This window comes from Paramixta manurensis (genome assembly GCF_013285385.1).
Lineage (GTDB): Bacteria > Pseudomonadota > Gammaproteobacteria > Enterobacterales > Enterobacteriaceae > Paramixta > Paramixta manurensis.
In genome coordinates this window covers 150,755-172,927 of sequence record NZ_CP054212.1, presented here as the reverse complement: position 1 = coordinate 172,927, position 22,173 = coordinate 150,755, and the positions used below count along the sequence as shown (strand labels likewise).

Genomic DNA, 22,173 nt, shown 5'->3' with positions numbered 1-22,173 from the left:
CTATGGCGTGCCATTGCGGCCCCAGGTCGCATAACCGTGGCGCCCGGTGAGGCGCTCATAATAGGCACGCACCGCCGGATAATCCGGGTGGTCTAACGGCGTTTCATACCAGCGATTAACCGAGAGCCCAATTGGAATATCCGCTAAAGAAAAGGTCGCACCGGCGACATAGCCTTTGGTTTTTTCCAGTTGTTGATTAAGGATGCCCATGGTGTGTGCCCACCCTTTACAGGCGGCGGCCAGCAGACGCGGATCTTGATGTGCCGGAGAATTACGCACCAGCGACATAAATGCATAGCGCCAGGCGGTATTTAACTCGGTGGCCTGCCAGTCGATCCATTGGTCGACCGGCGCGCGGGCGCGCGCATCTTCCGGATAGAGCCACCCGCCGCCATACGCATTTGCCAGGTAGCGGATAATCGCGTTCGATTCCCACATCACGAAGTCGCCATCCTGTATTACCGGGATCATCGCATTCGGATTTAAGGCGAGGAACTCCGCTTCTTGCGGCGAGCGGAATCCTTCGCCCCACTCTTCGCGGCGGAACGGGATTGCCAGTTCATCACATACCCACAGCACTTTTCTAACGTTGATTGACGAGAGACGTCCGAGTATTTTCAACATGCTACTTTCTCTTTTTATTCAAAGCATAAGCATATTGATAGCCCGGTTGATTGCGGTTAGCAAGCATTGCTTATTTTTCGGACCAGTGTAATACTTGTAATGACAGATGTAATGGCAAGATTGAGGTGAATATATGGGTAGCATTAACCTTCGTATTGATGATGATTTGAAAGCGCGTTCGTTCGCTGCGCTTGAAAAACTGGGCGTTACTCCATCAGAAGCCCTCCGTCTGACACTTGAATATATTGCAGATAATGATCGGCTTCCTTTCAAACAAACGCTGCTCAGCGAAGAAGATGCGGAACTCGTCGAAATGGTTAGAGAACGGCTGCGCAACCCTAAACCTGTCCGGATTTCCCTGGATGATCTTTGATGGCGTATCTACTGGATTTTGACGAACGGGCGCTTAAGGAATGGCGTAAGTTGGGCCAAACCGTTCGTGAACAACTGAAAAAGAAACTCGCCGAGGTATTGCAATCCCCGCGTATTGAAGCCAACAGACTGCATGGTATGGCTGACTGTTATAAGATTAAATTACGCGCATCAGGTTATCGTCTCGCTATCAGGTTCAAGATGCCAGAGTGGTGGTTTTCGTAATTGCGGTTGGCAAACGAGAACGCTCAGCCGTCTATTCTGACGCCGCCAAACGTGCGCCCTGAAATCTTGTTCACCTGGTAACCGTGGCTGAAGTAGCGGCCATACCGTCTTAACCCACACCTTGGTTATAGCCGCTTTCTACTTTTACAACGTCGAATTACAGGAACATTCCGCCGGAAGCCTCAATGCGTTGCCCATTCACCCAACCCATCTCCTCACTCAAAATGGCGGCAACCGCAGCGCCAATATCCTCTGGCAGACCGACCCGACCTAATGCGGTTTGTGCGGCAATCTGCTGATTAACTTCAGGATTATCACGCACCACCGCGCCGCCAAAGTCGGTTTCAATGGCGCCAGGCGCAAGGATATTCACCGCGATACCGCGCGCGCCCAACTCTTTCGCTTGATAACGCGTTAACACTTCCATCGCGCCCTTCATCGCCGCATAGGTGCCGTAACCCGGCAAACTAAAGCGCGCCAGCCCGCTAGAAATATTCAGGATCCGACCGCCCTGTTTGATAAACGGCAACAGCTTCTGCGTCAGGAAAAACGGGCCTTTAAGATGGATATTCATTAGCTCATCAAACTGCGCTTCACTGGTTTCGGCGAACGGGCTGGCAATCCCAACCCCTGCATTGTTGATTAAATAATCAATATCTTCGCGTTGCCACACTTGGTTAAGCTGCTGTCGGACTTGCGTGACAAAAGCGTCAAAGCTGTCACTCTTCGCCACATCCAGCGGTAGCGCCACTGCGCGCGCGCCGCGCGCTTCAATTTCTTTCACCACCGCCAGTGCGTCTTGCTGTTTGCTGCGCCAGGTTAAAATGATGTCAATCTGTTTTTCTGCCAGCTTTAGCGCCGCATTTCGCCCTAGTCCGCGGCTGCCGCCGGTGATCAATGCAATTTTACGCGTCATTTTTCTCTCCTGCTGAAGTAACAAGGTGAAAAAAGAGGATATTCCTGTCAGTTTGATCTATAAACACCATCAAATGCGCTTCACTGTTTCAGTTAAAACAACAATTGGTGCACAAATGGATAAAATTCATGCAATGCGCGTCTTTGTCAGGGTCGCAGAAATGGAGAGTTTTACCCGGGCGGCAGAAAGTCTCGGCTTACCGAAAGGTAGCGTATCACGCCAATTGCAGGCGCTGGAAAACCAGATGGGTACGCGTCTGTTGCACCGCACCACTCGACGCGTGCAGCTTACACAGGATGGGCTGGTCTATTACGAGCGCTGCCTCGATCTGTTGGCAACGCTTGACGAGATGGATGCGCTCTTCCAAACCGATCCCGCGACTCTCAGCGGCCGCCTGCGGGTCGATATGCCCGCAGCAATGGCCACTGATGTAGTGATCCCGCACCTGTCCTCTTTCCTTCAGCACTATCCCGGCATTGAATTAGAGCTCAGTAGCAGCGACCGCTTGGTCGATGTCGTCCGCGAAGGCTTTGATTGTGTGGTGCGCGTCGGGCAACTCAAAGATTCCGGGCTAATTGCTCGCACGCTAGGGCATTTAACGATGGTAAATTGCGCCAGCCCTGATTATCTCGCTCGCTTCGGCGTGCCGCAAACGCTGGAGGATTTATCCCAGCATGCCATGGTGCATTACAGCCAACACTTGGGTAGCGTGCCGCAAGGCTTCGAGTTTTTTGATGGCAAACGCAGCCAGTTGATTCAAACCGGCGGTGTGGTAACGGTTAACAGTACGCAAACTTATTTAGCCGCTTGCCTGGCGGGTTTGGGCATTATTCAAATACCGCGTGTCGGCTGCTTCACCCGGCTGCATGCGCAGCAACTTGTTGAAGTATTGCCAGCTTTCCGCGCGCAACCGATGCCTGTATCACTGGTCTATCCGCATCGGCGTAACCTTGCACAACGCGTGCGAGTGTTTATGGAATGGCTCATGCAGCTAATGAAACGTCACATTGAGTGAGAGCAAGGCTATAATTTTAATCTGGATACTTAAAGCGAAGGATCTAACGGCTTCATGACTGATAAGCAACAGCACGACTCAACCAACAATCCATCCCAGGCGGAGAAGCCTCTGATTGCCCTTAAAACCGGCAACCCCACTGTGGATCGGTCAATTACGCGGGTTTCGCGTCTGGTCAGTTGGTTTCAGGCGATCCCTGCCGTCGCACACTTTATTCGCGCGGGCGAACGGTTTAACGATCGTCTCGGCAGCCAGTTTGGCGCGGCAATTACCTACTTCTCTTTTCTTTCGCTCATCCCAATTTTGATGGTTTCTTTCGCCGCCGTCGGTTTCGTGCTGGCGTCGCATCCCGATTTGCTCACTGAGCTTATCAACCGCATGGTGAGCAATATCAGCGATCCCACGCTGGCGAATACGCTAAAAAATACGGTAAATACGGCGGTCCGACAACGCACTACGGTAGGCTTGACCGGTTTACTGCTGGCCCTGTACTCCGGTATTAGTTGGATGGGTAACCTGCGTGAGGCGATTCGCGCGCAGTCGCGCGATGTATGGGAGCGTAACCCGCAGGATAAAGAGAAAATTTACTTTAAATACAGCCGCGATTTCATTTCACTGACCGGGCTGGTGCTGGCGCTGATTATTACCCTGTCATTAACCTCAATCGCCGGTTCGGCGCAGGCGGCAATCGTCAAGGCGCTCGGTCTTGATGGTATTGAGTGGCTGCGCCCGGCGATGACCATCATCGCGCTGTCAATTTCTATCTTCGCCAACTATCTGCTGTTTTTGTGGATTTTTTGGATCTTGCCGCGCCATAAACCCCGCAAGAAAGCGCTCTTTCGCGGCACCTTGCTGGCCGCGATCGGGTTTGAAGTGATTAAATTTATTATGACCTTTACTCTGCCAAAACTGGCCTCTTCGCCCTCCGGCGCGGCATTCGGTTCCGTGCTAGGGTTAATGGCGTTCTTCTATTTCTTTGCCCGTTTGACGCTGTTTTGCGCCGCCTGGATAGCCACCGCGAAATATAAGGACGATAAAGAAGATGAAGCGGTTCTGGCAACCCCCCACCACTAGCCCACGAAGCCGGCGGTTTACATGCAGCAGGCAGCGAAAACCCGCGCCTGTTGAGTAAACCGCCAGCCGGAATGCCAGATTTCACTTTTATTCACGCAACAGACAGTGTTTCGCGCCAGAAAAAGCCAGCGTATTCCTGCCATCCGCCAATAAAGCTGCCGTGTTAAATATTATCTTCTTCGCCGACGTTTCCGTACCCGCTTCCACACCCGGTAACCATTGAACCGGGGCAAACGGGTGCGTAAGATTCTTTGTCTGGATTTACAAATAAGAAACAATTATGCAAGCCTCTATCGCCCCAACGCTCGACACCGAACAGGACGCCACGCCGGTTAACTCCCGCAGTAAAGTGGTGGTCGCGTCGCTGATTGGCACCGCTATCGAATTTTTCGATTTTTATATCTACGCCACTGCCGCGGTGATTGTTTTCCCGCATATTTTCTTCCCGCAGGGCGATGCCACGGTTGCCACGCTACAGTCGCTAGCCACCTTCGCCATCGCCTTTGTTGCGCGCCCGATTGGGTCGGCGTTGTTTGGCCACTTTGGCGATCGCATAGGGCGCAAAGCTACGCTGGTGGCGTCACTCTTAACGATGGGAATTTCAACCGTGGTTATCGGCCTGCTACCGAGCTATGCCACCCTCGGTGTATTCGCGCCGATGCTGCTGGCTCTGGCGCGCTTTGGTCAGGGGCTGGGTCTGGGCGGCGAATGGGGCGGCGCGGCCTTGCTGGCTACCGAAAACGCACCGGCGAAAAAACGCGCGCTCTATGGCTCTTTTCCGCAATTAGGCGCACCAATTGGCTTTTTCTTCGCGAATGGCACCTTTCTGCTGCTTTCCTGGCTGTTAACCGATGAGCAGTTTATGGCATGGGGTTGGCGTCTGCCGTTCGTCCTCTCCGCAGTGTTGGTATTGATTGGCCTGTATGTGCGCGTCTCGCTGCATGAAAGCCCGGTATTTGCCAAGGTCCAAAAAGAGAAGAAACAGGTGCGAGTGCCAATTGGTACGCTGCTGAGTAAACATCTGACGGCGACCATCCTTGGCACCTTTATTATGCTGGCCACCTACACGCTGTTTTACATCATGACGGTCTATTCCATGAGTTACGGTACCGCGCCCGCGCCGGCAGGTCTCGGCTTCTCGCGCAATAGCTTCCTGTGGATGTTAATGGTGGCGGTGATTGGTTTTGGCGTCATGGTCCCAATTGCCGGATTGTTGGCAGACCGTTTTGGCCGCCGTAAGACAATGATCACCATTACGTTGTTGATTATCGCGTTTTCACTGCTGTTTCCCGTAATGCTCGGCTCGGGTAATCAACTGGTGGTGATGAGCTTCCTGTTATTAGGGTTGAGCGTGATGGGGCTGACCTTCGGCCCAATGGGCGCTTTACTGCCGGAACTGTTTCCTACCGAAGTTCGCTACACCGGCGCGTCATTCTCTTACAATCTGTCGTCGATACTTGGCGCCTCGGTGGCACCCTATATCGCTACCTGGCTAAACACCCATTACGGCCTGTTTGCCGTGGGTCTGTATTTGGCTTCAATGGCGGTATTAACGCTGATTGCGTTGCTCGCCTGTAAAGAGACACGCCATCAGACGTTGTACGAAGGCTAATCCTTCAGGGCGGCGATGCCCGCCGCCCTGAATTAAACGCCCGCTATTTTTTCCCTTTCATCTGTTGCAGGACATTTACGCACTGGTTGTCCTGATTATCGCTTGGCGATACCAAGGCTAACAGTGCCGCAGCCGGAGCAACCACCGCGCCTAATGCGACCGCCGCCGCGCCGCGGGCAATCAGTGGCCCGGCTTTTACGCCGGCATCCGGATTTTTGAAAGTACCCCGCACATACAGCGGCGAACGCAAGGTAATAATGCGGATCCCTTTGCTTTGCGGATCAATAGACAAATCCATCCGCTCATTGGCGAAGTTAGTGGTGCCGCTGATATTGATAATGGCGTTTTCGGTATCGAAGACAAACAGACGTGTCGAGGCCAGCCCGTTACGTACATTGAGGTTGGCGGCAGCACAGTTAATCCGCACTTCATCATCTCCAAACAGTTTACCAACCACATAGTTACCGACGTTCAACCCAACAATTTCCATCAGGCTGCGGCTAATTAAGCCATCATTCATCAGCAGTTTTAACTCGCCGTTGCTGGTAGCTAATAAATCCGCCACCGAGTTACCGGTGCCGCTTAACGTCGCATCGCCATTAAGTTGGCCCAAGCTGTTCTGCATGGCGCTCACATTCGGCAGTAATTGGCGTAGATGCAATTTACGCGCGTGAATATCCGCCCGACCTTGCATCGGCGATTTATCGCCTTCCAGATGAATAGCGGCGTTCAGGTTACCGCCCGCCATGCTAAACCGTAACGGATCTAAACGTAGATCGCCGTTTTGCAGCATCAAGTGGGTATAGAGATCGCTTAACGGCAGCGAGTTACTGTGCTCAATACGTTTGCCGCTAAACTTCACATCCGCATCCATCACATCCCAGCTTTTGGTATCGAACTTATCATGCGGTAACACCCGGTCTGCCGGTTGCGTAGACGCATCGCCGCGCTTCGCCTTCGCCTGTTTGGTTTTTTCACTCCCTTTCCCTGAGTCGACGCCAATTAATGGCCCCAGATCGGCCATACGCAACTGACGAGATTCCAGCGATCCCTCCAGTTTAGGGCGTGGTTTACCCTGGCTATAGGTGAGAGAACCATGAATATCGCTATCGCCAATATGTCCATTGAAATTGTCATAGCGAAACACCGGGCCGCCCGCCTGGCGGAAGTGCACAATCAGATGACCATCGGTTTCATACGGCGGCGTATCCGGCAACAGAACACCGGTCAGCCCATAAAGATTGGCGAGCGTATCGCCGGAGAAGCGCAGGCGGAGATCAAGGCCGCCAAGGTTGAGCGGATCTTGCAAACTCCCGGCCAGCCTGACACGCGTGGTACCATTGCGAACATCGGCCTCAATCGGGAACGGCGTGGTTTTACTGCGCAGAGACAGCATGCCGCCAATTTTCCCTTCGCCATCTAGCTGCTCATTGTTATAGGTACCGTCTGCTTTCCAGCCGAATACAAAATTGGCCGCATCCTGGCGTTTGCTCTCATCACCGCCCGCAATTTGCACATAAGGTACTGGCTTCCCTAACGGGTCGACCACCACATGCACATCGGCACGGTTGATCGCATCGCGGTAATCGATTTGTCCGCGATCAAACATGATATTGTCCAGCCGGAACGACCAGGCAGAAGGGGGTTGATTAGCCTCTTTATCATCGCTACCGGCGAGGTTGAAGGTCCAGTTATTCTTTTTATCCGCGGTCTGAATAAGGCTGGCATCGGGCTGCTGCAATTTAATCCACGGGATATAGACCTGTTTACCCAACAGCGCGAGCGGCGCCAGCGTGGCATCCACGCGCTGCAAATGCACCATCGCCAGTTGCGGAATTTCCGGTGGGTTACCCAGCATAATATCTTCCGCATGAACATGCGGCCAAGGTACCCAACTACGCCAGCCTGGCTCTTCCCGATTACGCTCCCACGCTACGCCTAAATCGCCACGAATGGCGAAAGGACGATTTAATTCAGCCGAAACTTTCTGGTTAATGGTAGGTTTTAGGCGATTCCAGTCGAAGGTAGCGATCACCACGACAATCACCACAACCAGCAACAACAAAATTCCGACCACCCAACTGGCTATTTTCCCCGCTCGCGACATATTTGTCTCCTTACCAGACCCCTGTCTTTATATAAACATAGACGAGAGGCGAGCAATCGGCATTAAGCGAGCTGGAATGGTAGGTCAGATAATTGGCTAAATGGCGCGGGGCGCGCGAAATAATAGCCTTGTGCGGCACAGGCTGGGGAATTACGCACCTGTTGCCACTCTTCCTCGGTTTCAACGCCTTCTACAATCACGCCTTTGCAGTAGCGGTTAATCAGCGCCAGGAGCATTGGGAACAAATGGCGGCCTTCATCCGTTTGCCGCAATTGGGTAAATAAGCCACGTGAAAGCTTAACATGCTCATATTTCAATTCCGTCAGCGCTGAAAAGTTAGCCATGCCGGTGCCAAAATCATCCAACCACAGCGCGCCCAGTTCCGGCATCTGCGCAACCCACTCCTCCTGCGGCAACACGGCATGCTCAACCAGTTCAAAACGAACCCACGGCAAACTGGCGACCAGCGCGCCGATTGCCGGATGGCGACGGATCGCCAACAGGGTTGGGCCATCAATATTGACCGAGGCCATGACATCACGCTGGCGAAAAAACGGCGCCAGGCCGGATAACAGTGTCAGTTGTTCATTAATGATTTGGAGCCGCCAGGAAATATCGAGCGCGGTAAAATAGGCTTCCGGAGAGAGGCGCCGCATTGGCGCAGACGGATGAAACACAGCGGTGAGCAGTTCAATCGCCATGAGACGACCGCACACACGATAGATCGGTTGAAACGTATAGTCGCGGCGACACTGCTGCCAGTAGCAGCGCGTAGTCGGATGTTGGCGCACGGCATCGGAGGAGGAAAGCCGGCGACCGATATTCTTCATCCTCATGCTTGGTTTCCTGATTATAAAGGTTGCCCGCGCTTGCCAGCGTCGGGATAACGTATGGTCACCATCGGTTAACCCTTCGCCGAAGCACTCTACCAGCCGTCTGCATATTCAATCGCGACAATAGCACTGTATTTCGCCGCCTTATCAGGCAGTTTAATCAGCATACGCTGCACTTAAATAAAATTAAAACACTGTTTTAAATCATTGACTCCCCTCACAACGACGGCGAGACTAAAGGCTGATTTTTCTACAGGCTAAGATCGATGACGACGAAAAAAATAGCCATTATTGGCGAATGCATGATTGAGCTATCAGAGAAAGGAACCGCGCTCAGCCGCGGCTTTGGCGGCGATACCCTGAATACGGCGGTCTATGTCGCCCGTCAGGTGGCGGCTGAACAATTAAGCGTCGCCTATGTCACCGCGTTGGGGACCGACAATTTTAGTGATGAAATGCTGCACGCCTGGCAGCGTGAAGGGGTCGATACCGGCCTTATCCAGCGTCTGGAAAATAAGCTACCCGGTTTATACTTCATCGAAACCGATGCGCGCGGTGAACGGACTTTCTATTATTGGCGCAATGAAGCCGCCGCGCGCTACTGGCTGGAAGGCCCGGATACCGCAGACATTTGCCGCCAACTCGCACAATGCGATTATCTGTACTTAAGTGGTATTAGCCTGGCGATATTAAGCGCAGAGAGCCGTGAAAAGCTGATGACGCTGCTAGCGGAATGTCGTCGCAACGGCGGTAAGGTTATTTTTGATAATAACTATCGTCCCCGTCTGTGGGCAAACCCGCAACAGACGCAGCATGCTTACCACACCATGTTGTCCCACACCGATATTGCGTTTTTGACGCTGGACGATGAAACCGCGTTGTGGGGCGAGGAGCCAGTTGAAGCCGTAGTGGCCCGCGCACGCGGTGCAGGCGTGGAAGAGATCGTGATTAAACGCGGCGCCGAGGCCTGTTTAATCGCCCTCGGAGATGCGCCGTTACTCAGCGTACCGGCGATAAAACTGCCGCCGGAAAAAGTGGTGGATACCACGGCCGCGGGCGACTCTTTTAGCGCTGGTTATTTATCCGTGCGGTTACAGGGCGGCAGCGCCGAAGAGGCGGCTAAACGTGGTCATCTTACGGCCAGTACGGTAATTCAGTATCGCGGCGCAATTATTCCGTTAAGCGCCATGCCGCAATAATGACGCCAGGTTTAGTTTCACCGCCTTATACACTTTATTCGCGGGAGGTAACGCAATGTTAACGGTTTGGGGTCGTAAAACATCATCTAACGTGCAGTCATTAATGTGGGGTATTGGTGAACTCCAGCTCCCCTTTGAGCGCTACGACGTCGGCGGGAAATACGGCGGGAACGATACGCCGGACTTTCTGGCAATGAATCCAAACGGCCTGGTACCGGTACTAAAAGATGATAACGGGCCTGCGCTGTTTGAAACCAACGCTATCTTACGTTATTTAGGCCAGCGTTATGGCAGTGAGATATTCTGGCCGCGCGATCTAACCGCCCGTACCGAAGTCGACATTTGGGCCGAGTGGGCCAAAATAAACGTTTCGCTCAACTTTACCGCGCCTATTTTTTGGCAACTGGTTAGGGTGGCGGAAAAAGATCGCCACCCTGAAGCGATCCACGCCGCAATAGTTCGCCTGACTGGCTTTTTAAACATTGCGGAGCAACGCCTGTCGCAGCACGACTTTTTAGTGGGTAATCAACTGACCCTGGCCGATATTCCGTTTGGCTCACTGTTGTATCGCTACTTTGACCTGGATATGGAGCGGGCCGACTTACCGGCGCTTTACGCGTATTATCAACGCCTCACACAGCGTCCGGCCTACCGTGAACATGTGATGTTGTCTTACGAAGAGTTGCGTGTGGTTTAAAAATTCCTGGCGTTTGAAGGCGTAAAAGGATCTCAGGAAGATCCTTTTACTTAATGCATGATTTGATTATTTTAACGACAGTAACTTGTCGTGATCTGGATAGATATACGGTATATCCTCACGGCTGCCATCAGGATAGAGTGCGGTAATATTTCCTGGAGGGGGATTAGGACTCTCAAGTGTAACGAGCTTATTGATATGTACTAATGGATTCAGATAAATGTTATCCGTATTAGACAAGCGATAACGTCGACGCCATTGCTCGTAATTAGTATCCCCCGCAAAAAGTTTCAGTGTTGTTTTTTTGAACATATGATTAATAAATACCATAGGGAAAAAGTCTGTTTTCAGATCCAGCCGCTCCCCGCTGAACGCTTTAGCCCGCCCGGTTCCGTAACCGTCGCTGAGTCCGTAGGCCCCGAAGTCAAAGATATAGCTGGTATCGATAACCTCTTTTCCCTTCACCAGCGGATTATCTCCCGCAATCCTGAAGCTCACCCTCAGCGAGTTCAGTTGCCAGTGACACCGGCCGCCGCCATCTACAGCAACGCGCAGATGGCGGATATTACTGTTCTCCTGCGCACTGAATAGCCGCTCAACATCGTTATAGCCCGGAATATCATGAGGCTCATTACTCGAGTTATAGCGTACAGATTTGCACTGCGCCGAACGGTACAGTAGCTCTGCAGGCTGTAGCGCTATCCCTTCCGGCACGCGAAAAGTCACCGTCACCCATCTGGCATCTTCAGGAGGTGAAAGCGTCCGGTCAGGCCGGTTATCACACCCGCAAAGCAGCCCGAAAGCGGACCCAATAACAGCGGCTCTACTGAGAGAATTCAACGTCTTCATCCGTTACCTCCGGGGCATTTTTGGAGATACGGCAGATAGCAGTGCGCCATCGAATGGCTACGGGGATCGGTTCCGATGCCGTTCAGCACCAGGTTGGTGTTCTCATCCACGAACTGGAATTCAAGCCAGTATTTATGCGGCCCACCGCGATAGTAAACGGCCTTCCCTTTGAGGCTGAGGCTGAGGCTGAGGCTGAGGCTGGTGACACAGGTGTTATCGCCAATAATTTCCATGCTGATTCCCTGCACATTATTATGTATAAATAACGTTCCATCGTAACCAGGGCGTAATTTTAACGTCATTGCTCCACGACAAAGAAACGACTTTCTCTGCTGAAACGGTCGCTTTTACTCTGAGAATAGTCTGCCTTGTGTAGGTTACAGAGCTAAAACCAAGACCCTTTTTTTGACTTAATACCACGTTCATATGGTGTTGTCTTACGAAGAGTTATGCGTAGCTTAATAAAAATTCATGGGGTTTGAAGCCCAACCGTACGCTAAGTGCATTTTTAATGCGGTTCTGCCGGATAAATAAAACGAGCGAGTTCGGAGGTTGAAGGCGTAGAAGGACCTCAGGAAGATCCTTTTACTTAATGCATGCTTTGATTATTTCATCGACAGTAACTTGTTGTAATCCGGGTAGATATAAGGTATTTCTTCACTACTGCCATCAGGATAAGTTGCAGTCAGGTTTCCAGGACGAATAGCAGGTGGTACTAACTCAACTACTTTTGTTAAATGTATTTGTGGTTCAATATCAATGCGTTTCGCATTTACTATTTTATATCTTCTCCGCCATTGCTCGCGTCCTGTATCACCACCAAAAAGAGACAGGTCTAATTTATTATCTATATGGTGAACAACCATAGGGAAAAAGTCTGTTTTCAGCGCCAGTTGCTCACCGCCGAATGCTTTAGCCCGCCCGGTCCCGTAGCCGTCACTGAGTCCGTAGTCGCCGAAATCGAAGATATAGCTGGTATCAATCACCTCTTTTCCCTTCACCAGTGGATTATCTCCCGCTATCCTGAAGCTTACCATCAGTGAGTTCAGCTGCCAGTGGCATGAGCCGCCGCCATCCACGGCAACCCGCAGACGTCGACTATCGCTGCCGTCCTGCGAACTGAAGGGCTGTTCAACATCGTTGTAGCCCGGAATATTATGAGGCTCATTACTCGAGTTATAGCGCACAGATTTACACTGTTCCGAGCGGTACAGCAGCTCCGCAGGTTTAAGCGTTATTCCTTCCGGTACGCGAAAAGTCACCGTCACCCATTTAGCCTCCTCCCGGGGCGACAGCGTACGGTCAGGCCGGTTATCACACCCGCAAAGCAGCCCGAAAGCGGACCCAATAACAGCGGCTCTACTGAGAAAATTCAACGTCTTCATCCGTTACCTCCGCAAAGCGGATCAGCGCATTTTTTCCGGTTTCCTCAGCCCGTGTCCGTTTCAGCGTTACCGGCAACATATCCTGAAGCGCCAGGAACCCGCGGTTGCGCTCCACCTCATCCGGATTGCTGCCGGATGCATCCTTCTCAACCTCGCCCCGGAATCTCTCCCGCATCGCTTTTCTGCTCATATCTCGCGCCGGGTCGGCCAGCTCCAGCACCTGATTATGGAGATACGGCAGATAGCGGTGCGCCATTGAGTGGCTGCGGGGATCGGTACCAATGCCGTTCAGCACCGGATTGGTATTCTGTGGAAAGGTCTTTTTCAGGCTGGCCGGATCCAGACACTGGATAAACGCCACCTGATGCTCGCCGGTGGATTTCAGGCACTCCTCATTCAGGGACGGCACCAGGAACAGCTTCACAGCCACAAAATGCCGGGTGTATGTCTGGCCGTCGATCAGGCTTTTCTGGTATCGACTGGCGGCCCGTATCGCGCACTGCTGCGCCCGGAAAAATATTACCGTACTGCCGTGGTGCCAGTACGGATCTTTTTTCTCCATCAGTCCCGCCGACTGATACGTCAGATCCCGTACCGTCACACTGAGCCCGGCGGCCGTGGTCAGCGACCAGTCGAACCCCAGCTTGTCCCCCAGTGGGCCCCACACCTCGTAGAACGCATTATCAAGATCGGCATCCGGGGGGATCTGCGTAATCGTGTCGTTATCGTTGACGTGCCGGTAATGCGTGATGGCGCTCAGTGAGGCTATCGCCTTACGCGTAAAGGTGCGCGGCATGCCATAGGTGTAGAGCACGGGATGATAAACTTTCATCTCGGCGGCATACAGCAGCGCCAGCGCACCGCCCAGACTATGCCCGCAAATGAACAGCGACTTTCCTTTGTCTAAAGATGTTCTGAGCGCTCGAAGATCAAACTTCTCTCCAAACTTCCGCTTCGCCAGCTGATAAGCTTCCAGAAAACCACCGTGAACATATCCCTCACCGGCCAAATCCGGCAGGCAGCGCTTCGGCGCAAAGGATAAATCGGTTACCACATTCAGCAGGCTGTCGGTGCCGCACCAGGCAACCAGCACGTGCATACCACATTCCACCGTAAACAGTCGGGTATCGCCTTCCCCGTACTGTTCTGCCCCTGTGTTCAGGTAGACCGGAGCCCGATAGTGGTCACGGAACGGTACATCTACCGCCAACGCGTGAAAATAAGAAGGGAACTCCGCAAATTGCGGGATACAGGACAGATCCTGGCACTTCTGACGGAAAAAATAATCGATGGCCGGGTTTGCCGCTTCTGCGGTATAGGCGAGATCGGCCATAATGCCGAGGTTATATCCGTTGGCAAGGTCGTACTCTTTCGTGTCGTGCAACGCCAGCACCCATGCCCGGAACGGGCAGATCTCAATCACATGCCGTTTTTCCAGCGCCTCCCGCGCAATCTCCGTCCCTTTCAGCGATTTTCCCGGCGGGAAATGGAATTTCGGCGGCTCAGGCGCATTCCAGCCCTCAATATGCGGCAGCCGGTCACAGAGTTCGCCAATAGTGACATAATGATGCATATGCCCGCTGGCCTCTGCTTTCTCCTGCACATCAGTGCACCATGACGGGTCGCGGGTTTCCGGTCTGAATAAATTATTGGTCACCGGCTGGCTGTTCGGGTTGCGGCGAACGCCCAGCGGCCGCTGTTCCATTTCATCGGCCAGTTGCTGACCGTCAACCTTCACATTAACCGTGATCCAGTAGAGGTCATCGAAACGGACCAGTCCCTGGCTGTCGGTCACTCCGGCGGGCGGATTAGGCGGAGGCGTGGGGTTGTAGTCGTAGCCGCGACTACGAGCGATGGCGACCTCCCTCTCAGAGGCCAGTGGAGAGTATTTCAGTTGTACGTTCAGCCCGGCTATCGGGGTATTGTTCTCATCCACGAACTGAAGTTCAAGCCAGTATTTATGCGGCTCACCGCGACAGTAAACAACCTTCCCTTTGGGCCTGAGGCTGGTGACACAGGTATTGTCGCCAATAATTTCCATGCCGATTCCCTTCACATTCCTATGTGTAAATAACGTTCCATCGTAACCAGCGCGTGATTTTAACGTCATTGTTCCAGGACAAAGAAACGATTTATTCTGCCTGGCGTGATCGTTTTCTCTGCTGAACTGGCCGCCTTTCCCCCCTCTGAGAGTACCTGGTCTTGTGTCGGTTACAGAATTAAAGCCAGGGCCATTTTTGACCTAATGCCACATTCATATCATGTTGTCTTACGAAGAGTTGCGTGTGGTTTAATGAAGTTAGTAAACACTCACAATCAGCGCGGAGCAGCTAGCCCCGCGCTGATGCTATTATGACTGTGGCGCCGGGATGTCCGAAACCTCAGGCTTATTATCCTCCGACACGGCGGGTGGCGCAGGCGGCGGCGTCATAATCTTCTGCCAGTTCTCATGCAACGCTTTGATATTAATCTCCGGCTCACCTTGCGGTTGCATTAACACCATCGTCAACTCCTGCGACAACTGCTGACGGAGCTCCTCATTCAACATCGGCAAGGTTAGATTAGATAAAAAAGCCTGCCGCAACGTCTGATACTGCTCAGGCGCAATATCCACGACCGCATTCTGTTGTGAACGTAAACGCTGACTCATTAATACATCAGTATCGGTGCGCGCATACGTCGCGAACAGCTTATTCAACTCAGCCACTTTCTGCGCCATCAGCGCATCAAACTCCGCTTGCGGTAAGCCATTGTCGCGAATATTCGCCAACTCATGAGCGACCAACGTCATATTGTTCTCAAGCCCGGCATTCCCTGAATCCATATTGATACCGCACTGCGCGCGCTGATACAGCACCCGGCAGTCGAACCCAACCTGAACACCCTGCGCTTTACTGTCGCTCAACACACGTTGCACATGCCAAAATAGCGCTTCACGCGCCAGGTCACTTTGCCAGTAATGCATCAAATTTTGCGAGTCACGAATGGGTTGCCAGGGCGTGTCCCACACCAGTGACAAGCGATCCTGCGTTACATCGCCATTCACCAGATTAACCGGCTCATGCGGCAACGGAGAGAGTGTTGGAATTGGCGAAGGTGTTTCACGTTTACCTTCCAGCGACGAAAAGGCTTTACCGATCTGCTCGGTCAGGCTGCGACTATCAACGTTACCTACCACAAATAACGTCATCGCATCCGGTGTGTACCACTGCTTATAAAACGCGTTAACTTGCGCAACATCCAGCGGCGCTTTCGGCGCTTCCGCCGGATCGTGCCCCAGTAAACTTGAGCCTTTCATGCGGTAACGCCACCAAACGTCCTGCGTGTTAGCCGGCCAAGTCGCAATAGGATCATCCGCAGCGATAGCGGTGTTAACCACTTGTTCATTAATACTCATTTTACCGGCGGTGGCCGCCAGCCAATCCAAGGCTTCCTTCACCATTTCGGGCCGGTTATTCGGCAAGCTTAAATTATAAATGGTGTAATCATAGGAAGTAATTGCGGGCGGCAAAGGATGGCCCGGGTCCATACCCTGTTGCCACAATGCGCGCTGCTGCGCCGGGTCCAGCGCCGCGTTATGCACCATCGCCAAACGCGGCAATAAATGGCTATAACCCGTTTGTGTTGCCCCTTCGACAAGTGAGCCAGTACTAACTAACAAACGAATTTCTACTCGATCGCCAGGGCGCTGCGGCGTACTCAGCAACTGCCAGCTAAATCCATTGTCTAATTTGCCCTGCTGCCAGGCAGGATCCGGTTGTAGTGTTTCAGCCTGCACCGTGCTACCAGCCGCTACCAGCAACAAACCACCAACCAAAAGACGTATTCTGGTGCCCTGCATTGCGAACCCCTACTCAATCACAAACCAAAAAAATAATACTCACTGGCCCGGTACGACTTACCACTCTCTTTCCGCTTAATGATCAGGCAATGACCAGGAAAAGCCGCCGTATATTACAAGAATCGCTTCTTAGACCACGCGAAGACGAGGATGTCACGCAACGAAGTGAAATATCATGAAAAAAGATAAGTGGGTTTATTATGCAAATGCCCGCCGCGAGGGCAAGATGCGGCAGGCATTTGGGGGCGATTTTTCGCTGAATGAGTAGCTTAAAGAGACGTTTCAGACACCTTTTTTGACTTTTTGGCCGAGCTGAGCGTCTCTTTCAATTGCGTTTCATCCAACTGTCCGACCCACTTGGCGACGAAAACCGTCGCCACGCCATTCCCCACCAAATTGGTCAACGCACGCGCTTCCGACATGAAACGGTCAATCCCGAGAATTAACGCCAGACCCGCAACCGGCAGATGCCCTACCGCCGAGAGCGTCGCCGCCAACACAATAAAGCCACTACCGGTAACGCCAGCCGCCCCTTTTGACGACAGCAGTAACACCACCAGCAACGTAACCTGATGCAAAATATCCATATGGCTATTGGTTGCCTGAGCGATAAACACGGCCGCCATGGTCAGATAAATCGAGGTGCCATCAAGATTAAAAGAATAACCGGTCGGGATAACCAAGCCGACCACTGACTTCTTACAACCCAGTTTTTCCATTTTATCCAGCATCCGCGGTAAGGCGGATTCTGAAGACGAGGTTCCTAATACGATCAGCAGCTCTTCTTTAATGTAGCTAATGAATTTAAAGATATTAAAACCGGTATAACGTGCGATAACGCCCAGCACAATCACCACAAACAAAATACAGGTGATGTAGAAACAGAGAATCAATTGGCCCAGTTGCACCAGCGATCCCACGCCATATTTACCAATCGTGAATGCCATCGCGCCAAACGCGCCAAGCGGCGCCAAACGCATAATCATATTGATGATGCCAAAAATCACCTTCGAGAAGTTCTCGATGACATTGAACATCAGGGTGCCTTTATCGCCCAAATGATGCAGGGCAAAGCCAAACAGAATGGCAAACAGCAAAACCTGTAAAATATTGCCACTGGCGAAAGCGCCGATGATGCTGTCGGGAATAATATCTAACAAGAATGGAATCACGCCCTGATGCTGAGCCTGTTCGGCATACACCGCAACCGCTTTGGCATCCAGCGTCGAAGGGTCGACATTCATCCCGGCGCCGGGTTGTAATACGTTGACCACAATCAGCCCGATAATCAGGGCAATGGTGCTGACAATCTCAAAATAGAGCAGCGCAACCGCGCCGGTGCGCCCCACGGCTTTCATGCTCTCCATACCGGCAATGCCGGTGACCACGGTGCAAAAAATAACCGGTGCGATGATCATTTTGATCAGTTTTACAAAGGCATCGCCCAGGGGTTTCATCTGCGCGCCCAACTCCGGATAGAAGTGGCCAAGCAGGATCCCGATGGCAATAGCTGTTAACACTTGGAAATAGAGGCTTTTGAACAGAGAAGTTTTCATACAAGCGGATCCGTTAACGGCATGGGTTCGATTTGTATCGCTGTAGTTATAATCAAACGACAGCGCGAAAATAACACCGCATTAACAGGATTGATATATTTTGACATAAGTCGACGCATTCATAATCGTTTTTTATGAACTGAACCGCTTCAGCTAACAATGCGCGTGGCAACCTTGGGCGCGCCGCAACGAAGCCGGCCCGCGATCAGGATTGCGTTGAAAGCGGCGGTAACCACTTCTCAAAAGCGGCTAACGACAACGCTTCATCAAACAAATAACCTTGCCCGATGGTAATGCCACGCGCCAGCAACCAGTCACGCTGCTCGGCATTTTCTACCCCTTCGGCAATCACATCCAAACCGATAATCTCCGCAATGGCGGCGATTATTTTTACCATGGTGTCGTCATGCGGTAGCGCCGCGACGAAGCTACGATCCATCTTCAGCTTATTGATCGGTAACGATTTGAATGTATGCAAGTAATTGAGATTTGAGTAACCCATACCAAAATCATCCAACGCCACCGAGACGCCCGCTTGCTGTAATTCGCGTAACCAAGCCATGGTCTGCTCGGCATCACCGACTCTGGCGGTTTCGGTTAACTCCAGCGTCAGGCTGCCCGGCGCGATGCGATGATGTAACAATAAGTCGCGTAGACGCGTCACCGCCGCCGGGTCGCGGAGTTGCATCGCCGAAATATTGACGCTGAGCGGAATAGTAATCCCCCGCTTTTGCCATCCGGCTAACACACGGCAAGACTCGGCAAAAACCCAGCGGCCAATACTGCCAATGACCCCCATCTCTTCGGCGTTGGCGATAAAATCCTCGGGTAAACAGTAGCGACCATCGGGCTGACGCATACGCAATAGCGCCTCCGCTCCGACCAACGCGCCGCTATTCATATCAATTTGCGGCTGAAGGAATAACGCAAACTGCTCCTCTTCCAGCCCCTGTAAAATGTCATGCTCTTGCGTTAAACGCTTTTGCGCGCGTTCGGTCAGCACCGGGTCGAAAAACAGAATTTGGTTCTTCCCCTGGTGGCGTGCCGACATCATAGCCGATGTTGCACGGCTCAGCAGTTCGTTGGCGCTTAAGCGAGCGGCATCACGCTGGGCGATACCGATACTGACATTAGGCCGCAGTTGTATTTGCTGCAGCGTCACCGGCTGGTTCAAGCGCGCCATGAGATCGCGCGCCAGGCGCATCGCCCGCCAGGGATGTTTCGCTTTTTTCACCAGCAACACAAAATCACTGATACCCAATTGAGCCAGTACGGTGCGATCAACCAGCGCGCTGCGGATTTTTTCCGCCAGTGTTAACATCAAAATGTCACGCTGCTCATCGCTCAATACCCCATTAGCTTCCTGTAGCGTTTCAATACGCACCAGCATCACGGCGAACGCGCTGTCATGCTCAACCGCGCTAAGGTGCTGCTCCAGCAAGGCCAGAAACAGGGTACGATTAGGTAAATCCGTCAGCGCAAAATGGGTGGTCAGGCGCGTCATTTCATCATGCACCGACTCCAGCACCTGCTGATTACGGTTATAGCTGCGTATCAGCATGCCGATTTCATCGTCGTGGTGCAGCGGCGGCATTGCCAGCTGATGCGTCAGAATATCCTGCGGCGGCAACGCTTGCAGTTCGGTGGAAATATCGCGTAGCGGATGGATGACCAGCCGGTTTATACACCAACTAATCGCCACCGATAAAATCAGCGCTAATAGTAGGTAGGTGGTCACCATGGTAGAGATGGTGCTGAGAATAAATTGATATACGCGCCAGGAATCGGCCTGTAGCACTAAATAAGCCAGCGGTTTAGGCGATGCGCTACTCTCCACCGAGTACAACGGTACGGTAATTTGCACCGGCAATTCAAATAAGCGCGCAATCAAACGCGGCACCGGTTTTTCCGGCTCAAAATTGGTGTGCAAAGCCTGAAATGCATTGGGCAACATTACATCGGCACGGGTTAAGATCCCGGCAGGTTTTAGCGTATTCAAAATACGCTCGGCTTGCGGAATATCTGCCTTGAGCACCGCTTCAGAGAGAGGCTGACGCACGGTATGCGCAATATTCTCCATCTGCCGGGCGTAATCAATCCTGCGCTGCTGCACAAAATGAAAAAGCTGTATAACGATAAAAATACAGATGGTAATTACCGCAACGCCCGAAACCGTCGCCATCTGCTTGATCGTAAGTGACCGACTAACGCGCAAAACGCTTCTCCAGAGTCCTGGAAAACTCAATAAGGGAGCCAAAACGGCTCTCAGTATATCCTATAGGCAATGCTTTTTAATCAGAGTAATCCCCGTCATCATTCCGGCCGCAGAGGTACCGATGATAAGCGTAGGCGAAATGTGTGGAAAGGAAGCGAGCTTTATAGAAAGCGCGGCGCGACACGCCGCATCCGTTAACGTTCTTGCCAGGCCATCCAGACGATCAATTGCAAACTTGCGGAGTAGTAGTCCTGCCGCTCAGAAAGCGATTCTGTCAGATTACCGGTATCGCCGAGGGTTAAATCACGGATAGCAAGTAGCCCGCCGTCCATATTGTAGGGCGCGCTTTCGTTTGCGATCACATCAATCCAGGCTGGTGTACGTAAACGTGAAAAATTGCCCCAAAAACGCTGGAACGGCGTGAGACGCAGACTTTGCGCATCGTACCACCACACATAGAGCGGAACCCGCACCGCATCATAGCTAAAGCGCGGCGGCCAGGCGGTGGCAGGCGCCATGCTGCCATCGGCATTCATGGCCACCCAATCCAACGGTAATTGGCTGGCGCCGAACTGCATCTCTCCCAGAACATCCAGCCCGTCATCAATCAATTGATTCCAAACTTTCAAATGGCTACGACGGGCAAAGTCACGCCACGCCGGGAAGATAAAATAGGAAGGATTAAGGATCACATAGCTGGTTTTATTGAACCCCTGCGCGCCGGGCAGCATCAGCGTATGACCGGCATACGTCACCACATCCTGCGCGACAATGGCGCGCTGAAGCTTATCTGATTGCGCCAGATAGTCGGCATTATTCCACTTTTCACCGGCGCGTTGCAGCGCCCAGGCAATTAACACATCGCCATCGGCGGCGTTATTCTTATCCGCGACCGGATTCGCCGCCGCCGGGTCGTAGCGCCAGTAAAACAGCCCATTTTGCGGGTTACTTAAATGCGTCGAGGTCCATTTCCACAGACGTGCAAAACTGTCGCGATCATCATAATGCACCGCCAACAACATGGCATAACCCTGTCCTTCCGTATGGCTAACATTGTTATTGCCGGTATCAACAATACGACCATCGCCAGACAGAAAGGTCGCTTTATACCGATTCCAGCCATCGCTGGCGGCGGCCTGCGCGCTACACAGAATCAGCATCAGTAACAGTATTCCTTTACGCAACAAGGGCGGTAATCTCTTCACTTAAAGACCTTTTTGATAACGGAATAACAGCAATGACGCATCCGCCTCGGCATCACAACTCAGCGGCACCTGCGCATGGCCGCCCTGATCGCGCAACCAGCGGGCGTATAAGCCACTGAATACCGCCCCCAATGCTCTGCGCCACAGTGCGGGCGCCAGTTCATCGCGCCCTTCCGGTAGCGCCATATGCAGCAGCGTTAAGGCATTCTCTTGCGGTTGTATCTCGACAAACCCCCAGTTAAAGCGTGCCAGCGCGAGGTTTATCTGCGTCTCTAAATCCTGCACGGTACGGGCTTCCGCCAATGGATAGCGGGCAGCCAGATCATCTCCGGTCTGGCGCAGAAACGCATGGCTCTCTTCCTCGCCCGCGTTCTCCAGCATACCGCTCACCATAATACTGAAAAGATCAAACCATCCCGGTTGATACGCGTGTTGTTGTGCATTCATG

Annotated in this window: 19 protein-coding genes and 1 pseudogene; 7 read left to right on the top strand and 13 right to left on the bottom strand. The window is 52.5% G+C overall.

The window, feature by feature from the left end; translation table 11 throughout:
• Entirely contained in the window at positions 1 to 624 is a 624-nt protein-coding gene (locus PMPD1_RS00795; protein WP_173632263.1) for a glutathione S-transferase family protein, read from the bottom strand.
• 133 nt (positions 625 to 757) lie between these two features.
• On the opposite strand from PMPD1_RS00795, the gene PMPD1_RS00790 reads away from it, so the two are divergent.
• Positions 758 to 997 (top strand): type II toxin-antitoxin system RelB/DinJ family antitoxin, encoded by a 240-nt coding sequence (locus PMPD1_RS00790; protein ID WP_173632262.1) that lies wholly within the window; start codon positions 758 to 760, stop codon positions 995 to 997.
• A pseudogene (locus PMPD1_RS00785) lies at positions 997 to 1,283 on the top strand (type II toxin-antitoxin system RelE family toxin). The gene PMPD1_RS00790 and the pseudogene PMPD1_RS00785 overlap by 1 nt, the downstream one beginning before the upstream one ends.
• A gap of 95 nt (positions 1,284 to 1,378) precedes the next feature.
• Here the strand turns inward: PMPD1_RS00785 and PMPD1_RS00780 are convergent.
• Positions 1,379 to 2,137 (bottom strand): SDR family NAD(P)-dependent oxidoreductase, encoded by a 759-nt coding sequence (locus PMPD1_RS00780; protein WP_173632261.1) that lies wholly within the window; start codon positions 2,135 to 2,137, stop codon positions 1,379 to 1,381.
• Positions 2,138 to 2,252: 115 nt separating this feature from the next.
• On the opposite strand from PMPD1_RS00780, the gene PMPD1_RS00775 reads away from it, so the two are divergent.
• The 3 genes from PMPD1_RS00775 (at position 2,253) to PMPD1_RS00765 (ending at position 5,838) form a co-directional block, all read left to right on the top strand.
• Positions 2,253 to 3,152 carry a LysR family transcriptional regulator gene (locus PMPD1_RS00775; RefSeq protein ID WP_173632260.1) on the top strand — a complete coding sequence of 300 codons (900 nt, stop codon included), beginning with the start codon at positions 2,253 to 2,255 and terminating at the stop codon, positions 3,150 to 3,152.
• A gap of 54 nt (positions 3,153 to 3,206) precedes the next feature.
• On the top strand, positions 3,207 to 4,226 hold the full coding sequence (gene yhjD, locus PMPD1_RS00770) for an inner membrane protein YhjD (protein ID WP_173632259.1): 1,020 nt from the start codon (positions 3,207 to 3,209) through the stop codon (positions 4,224 to 4,226).
• Positions 4,227 to 4,506: 280 nt separating this feature from the next.
• Positions 4,507 to 5,838, top strand: a complete 1,332-nt coding sequence (locus tag PMPD1_RS00765; protein WP_173632258.1) for an MFS transporter — start codon at positions 4,507 to 4,509, stop codon at positions 5,836 to 5,838.
• Positions 5,839 to 5,881: 43 nt separating this feature from the next.
• Here the strand turns inward: PMPD1_RS00765 and PMPD1_RS00760 are convergent, their stop codons facing one another.
• Positions 5,882 to 7,945 carry an AsmA family protein gene (locus PMPD1_RS00760; protein WP_173632257.1) on the bottom strand — a complete coding sequence of 688 codons (2,064 nt, stop codon included), beginning with the start codon at positions 7,943 to 7,945 and terminating at the stop codon, positions 5,882 to 5,884.
• A gap of 62 nt (positions 7,946 to 8,007) precedes the next feature.
• Positions 8,008 to 8,781: a cyclic-guanylate-specific phosphodiesterase gene (gene pdeH, locus PMPD1_RS00755; protein WP_173632256.1), complete on the bottom strand. Its 774-nt coding sequence runs from the start codon at positions 8,779 to 8,781 to the stop codon at positions 8,008 to 8,010.
• A gap of 263 nt (positions 8,782 to 9,044) precedes the next feature.
• Between pdeH and kdgK the strand changes: the two genes are divergently transcribed.
• Positions 9,045 to 9,977 carry a 2-dehydro-3-deoxygluconokinase gene (kdgK, locus tag PMPD1_RS00750; protein WP_173632255.1) on the top strand — a complete coding sequence of 311 codons (933 nt, stop codon included), beginning with the start codon at positions 9,045 to 9,047 and terminating at the stop codon, positions 9,975 to 9,977.
• A 55-nt stretch (positions 9,978 to 10,032) separates the two neighbouring features.
• Positions 10,033 to 10,674, top strand: coding sequence for a glutathione S-transferase family protein (locus tag PMPD1_RS00745; RefSeq protein WP_173632254.1), 642 nt, complete (start codon positions 10,033 to 10,035; stop codon positions 10,672 to 10,674).
• Between the two features lie 66 nt (positions 10,675 to 10,740).
• Here the strand turns inward: PMPD1_RS00745 and PMPD1_RS00740 are convergent, their stop codons facing one another.
• The 9 genes from PMPD1_RS00740 to bcsD all read right to left on the bottom strand — a co-directional run bounded on the left by PMPD1_RS00740 (position 10,741) and on the right by bcsD (position 22,172).
• Positions 10,741 to 11,523, bottom strand: coding sequence for a hypothetical protein (locus tag PMPD1_RS00740; protein WP_354292733.1), 783 nt, complete (start codon positions 11,521 to 11,523; stop codon positions 10,741 to 10,743).
• Positions 11,520 to 11,756, bottom strand: a complete 237-nt coding sequence (locus tag PMPD1_RS00735; RefSeq protein ID WP_173632253.1) for a hypothetical protein — start codon at positions 11,754 to 11,756, stop codon at positions 11,520 to 11,522. The genes PMPD1_RS00740 and PMPD1_RS00735 overlap by 4 nt, the downstream gene beginning before the upstream one ends.
• A 372-nt stretch (positions 11,757 to 12,128) precedes the next feature.
• Entirely contained in the window at positions 12,129 to 12,908 is a 780-nt protein-coding gene (locus tag PMPD1_RS00730; RefSeq protein ID WP_354292731.1) for a hypothetical protein, read from the bottom strand.
• A complete protein-coding gene (locus PMPD1_RS00725; RefSeq protein WP_173632252.1) occupies positions 12,883 to 14,949 on the bottom strand; it encodes a lipase family protein in 2,067 nt (688 codons plus the stop codon). Before PMPD1_RS00725 ends, PMPD1_RS00730 begins: the two co-directional genes overlap by 26 nt.
• A gap of 309 nt (positions 14,950 to 15,258) precedes the next feature.
• Entirely contained in the window at positions 15,259 to 16,749 is a 1,491-nt protein-coding gene (locus PMPD1_RS00720; protein WP_173632251.1) for a M16 family metallopeptidase, read from the bottom strand.
• Between the two features lie 269 nt (positions 16,750 to 17,018).
• Positions 17,019 to 18,305 carry a dicarboxylate/amino acid:cation symporter gene (locus tag PMPD1_RS00715; protein ID WP_173632250.1) on the bottom strand — a complete coding sequence of 429 codons (1,287 nt, stop codon included), beginning with the start codon at positions 18,303 to 18,305 and terminating at the stop codon, positions 17,019 to 17,021.
• Between the two features lie 205 nt (positions 18,306 to 18,510).
• Positions 18,511 to 20,520, bottom strand: coding sequence for a biofilm formation regulator HmsP (gene hmsP / locus PMPD1_RS00710; RefSeq protein ID WP_173632249.1), 2,010 nt, complete (start codon positions 20,518 to 20,520; stop codon positions 18,511 to 18,513).
• Between the two features lie 194 nt (positions 20,521 to 20,714).
• A complete protein-coding gene (locus PMPD1_RS00705) occupies positions 20,715 to 21,680 on the bottom strand; it encodes a family 8 glycosyl hydrolase (protein WP_173636072.1) in 966 nt (321 codons plus the stop codon).
• 45 nt (positions 21,681 to 21,725) lie between these two features.
• Positions 21,726 to 22,172, bottom strand: coding sequence for a cellulose biosynthesis protein BcsD (bcsD, locus tag PMPD1_RS00700; protein ID WP_173632248.1), 447 nt, complete (start codon positions 22,170 to 22,172; stop codon positions 21,726 to 21,728).
• Between the last annotated feature and the right edge of the window lies 1 nt (position 22,173).

Excerpts from the sequence above, each read along its gene's own strand:
- PMPD1_RS00730 (WP_354292731.1), bottom strand. The coding sequence starts at position 12,908 with ATGAAGACGTTGAATTTTCTCAGTAGAGCCGCTGTTATTGGGTCCGCT.
- pdeH (WP_173632256.1), bottom strand. The coding sequence starts at position 8,781 with ATGAGGATGAAGAATATCGGTCGCCGGCTTTCCTCCTCCGATGCCGTG.
- PMPD1_RS00765 (WP_173632258.1), top strand. The coding sequence starts at position 4,507 with ATGCAAGCCTCTATCGCCCCAACGCTCGACACCGAACAGGACGCCACG.
- PMPD1_RS00775 (WP_173632260.1), top strand. The coding sequence starts at position 2,253 with ATGGATAAAATTCATGCAATGCGCGTCTTTGTCAGGGTCGCAGAAATG.
- PMPD1_RS00715 (WP_173632250.1), bottom strand. The coding sequence starts at position 18,305 with ATGAAAACTTCTCTGTTCAAAAGCCTCTATTTCCAAGTGTTAACAGCT.
- PMPD1_RS00760 (WP_173632257.1), bottom strand. The coding sequence starts at position 7,945 with ATGTCGCGAGCGGGGAAAATAGCCAGTTGGGTGGTCGGAATTTTGTTG.
- PMPD1_RS00720 (WP_173632251.1), bottom strand. The coding sequence starts at position 16,749 with ATGCAGGGCACCAGAATACGTCTTTTGGTTGGTGGTTTGTTGCTGGTA.
- PMPD1_RS00735 (WP_173632253.1), bottom strand. The coding sequence starts at position 11,756 with ATGGAAATTATTGGCGATAACACCTGTGTCACCAGCCTCAGCCTCAGC.
- PMPD1_RS00740 (WP_354292733.1), bottom strand. The coding sequence starts at position 11,523 with ATGAAGACGTTGAATTCTCTCAGTAGAGCCGCTGTTATTGGGTCCGCT.
- PMPD1_RS00790 (WP_173632262.1), top strand. The coding sequence starts at position 758 with ATGGGTAGCATTAACCTTCGTATTGATGATGATTTGAAAGCGCGTTCG.
- bcsD (WP_173632248.1), bottom strand. The coding sequence starts at position 22,172 with ATGAATGCACAACAACACGCGTATCAACCGGGATGGTTTGATCTTTTC.
- PMPD1_RS00780 (WP_173632261.1), bottom strand. The coding sequence starts at position 2,137 with ATGACGCGTAAAATTGCATTGATCACCGGCGGCAGCCGCGGACTAGGG.
- PMPD1_RS00725 (WP_173632252.1), bottom strand. The coding sequence starts at position 14,949 with ATGGAAATTATTGGCGACAATACCTGTGTCACCAGCCTCAGGCCCAAA.
- yhjD (WP_173632259.1), top strand. The coding sequence starts at position 3,207 with ATGACTGATAAGCAACAGCACGACTCAACCAACAATCCATCCCAGGCG.
- PMPD1_RS00745 (WP_173632254.1), top strand. The coding sequence starts at position 10,033 with ATGTTAACGGTTTGGGGTCGTAAAACATCATCTAACGTGCAGTCATTA.
- PMPD1_RS00705 (WP_173636072.1), bottom strand. The coding sequence starts at position 21,680 with ATGCTGATTCTGTGTAGCGCGCAGGCCGCCGCCAGCGATGGCTGGAAT.
- PMPD1_RS00795 (WP_173632263.1), bottom strand. The coding sequence starts at position 624 with ATGTTGAAAATACTCGGACGTCTCTCGTCAATCAACGTTAGAAAAGTG.
- kdgK (WP_173632255.1), top strand. The coding sequence starts at position 9,045 with ATGACGACGAAAAAAATAGCCATTATTGGCGAATGCATGATTGAGCTA.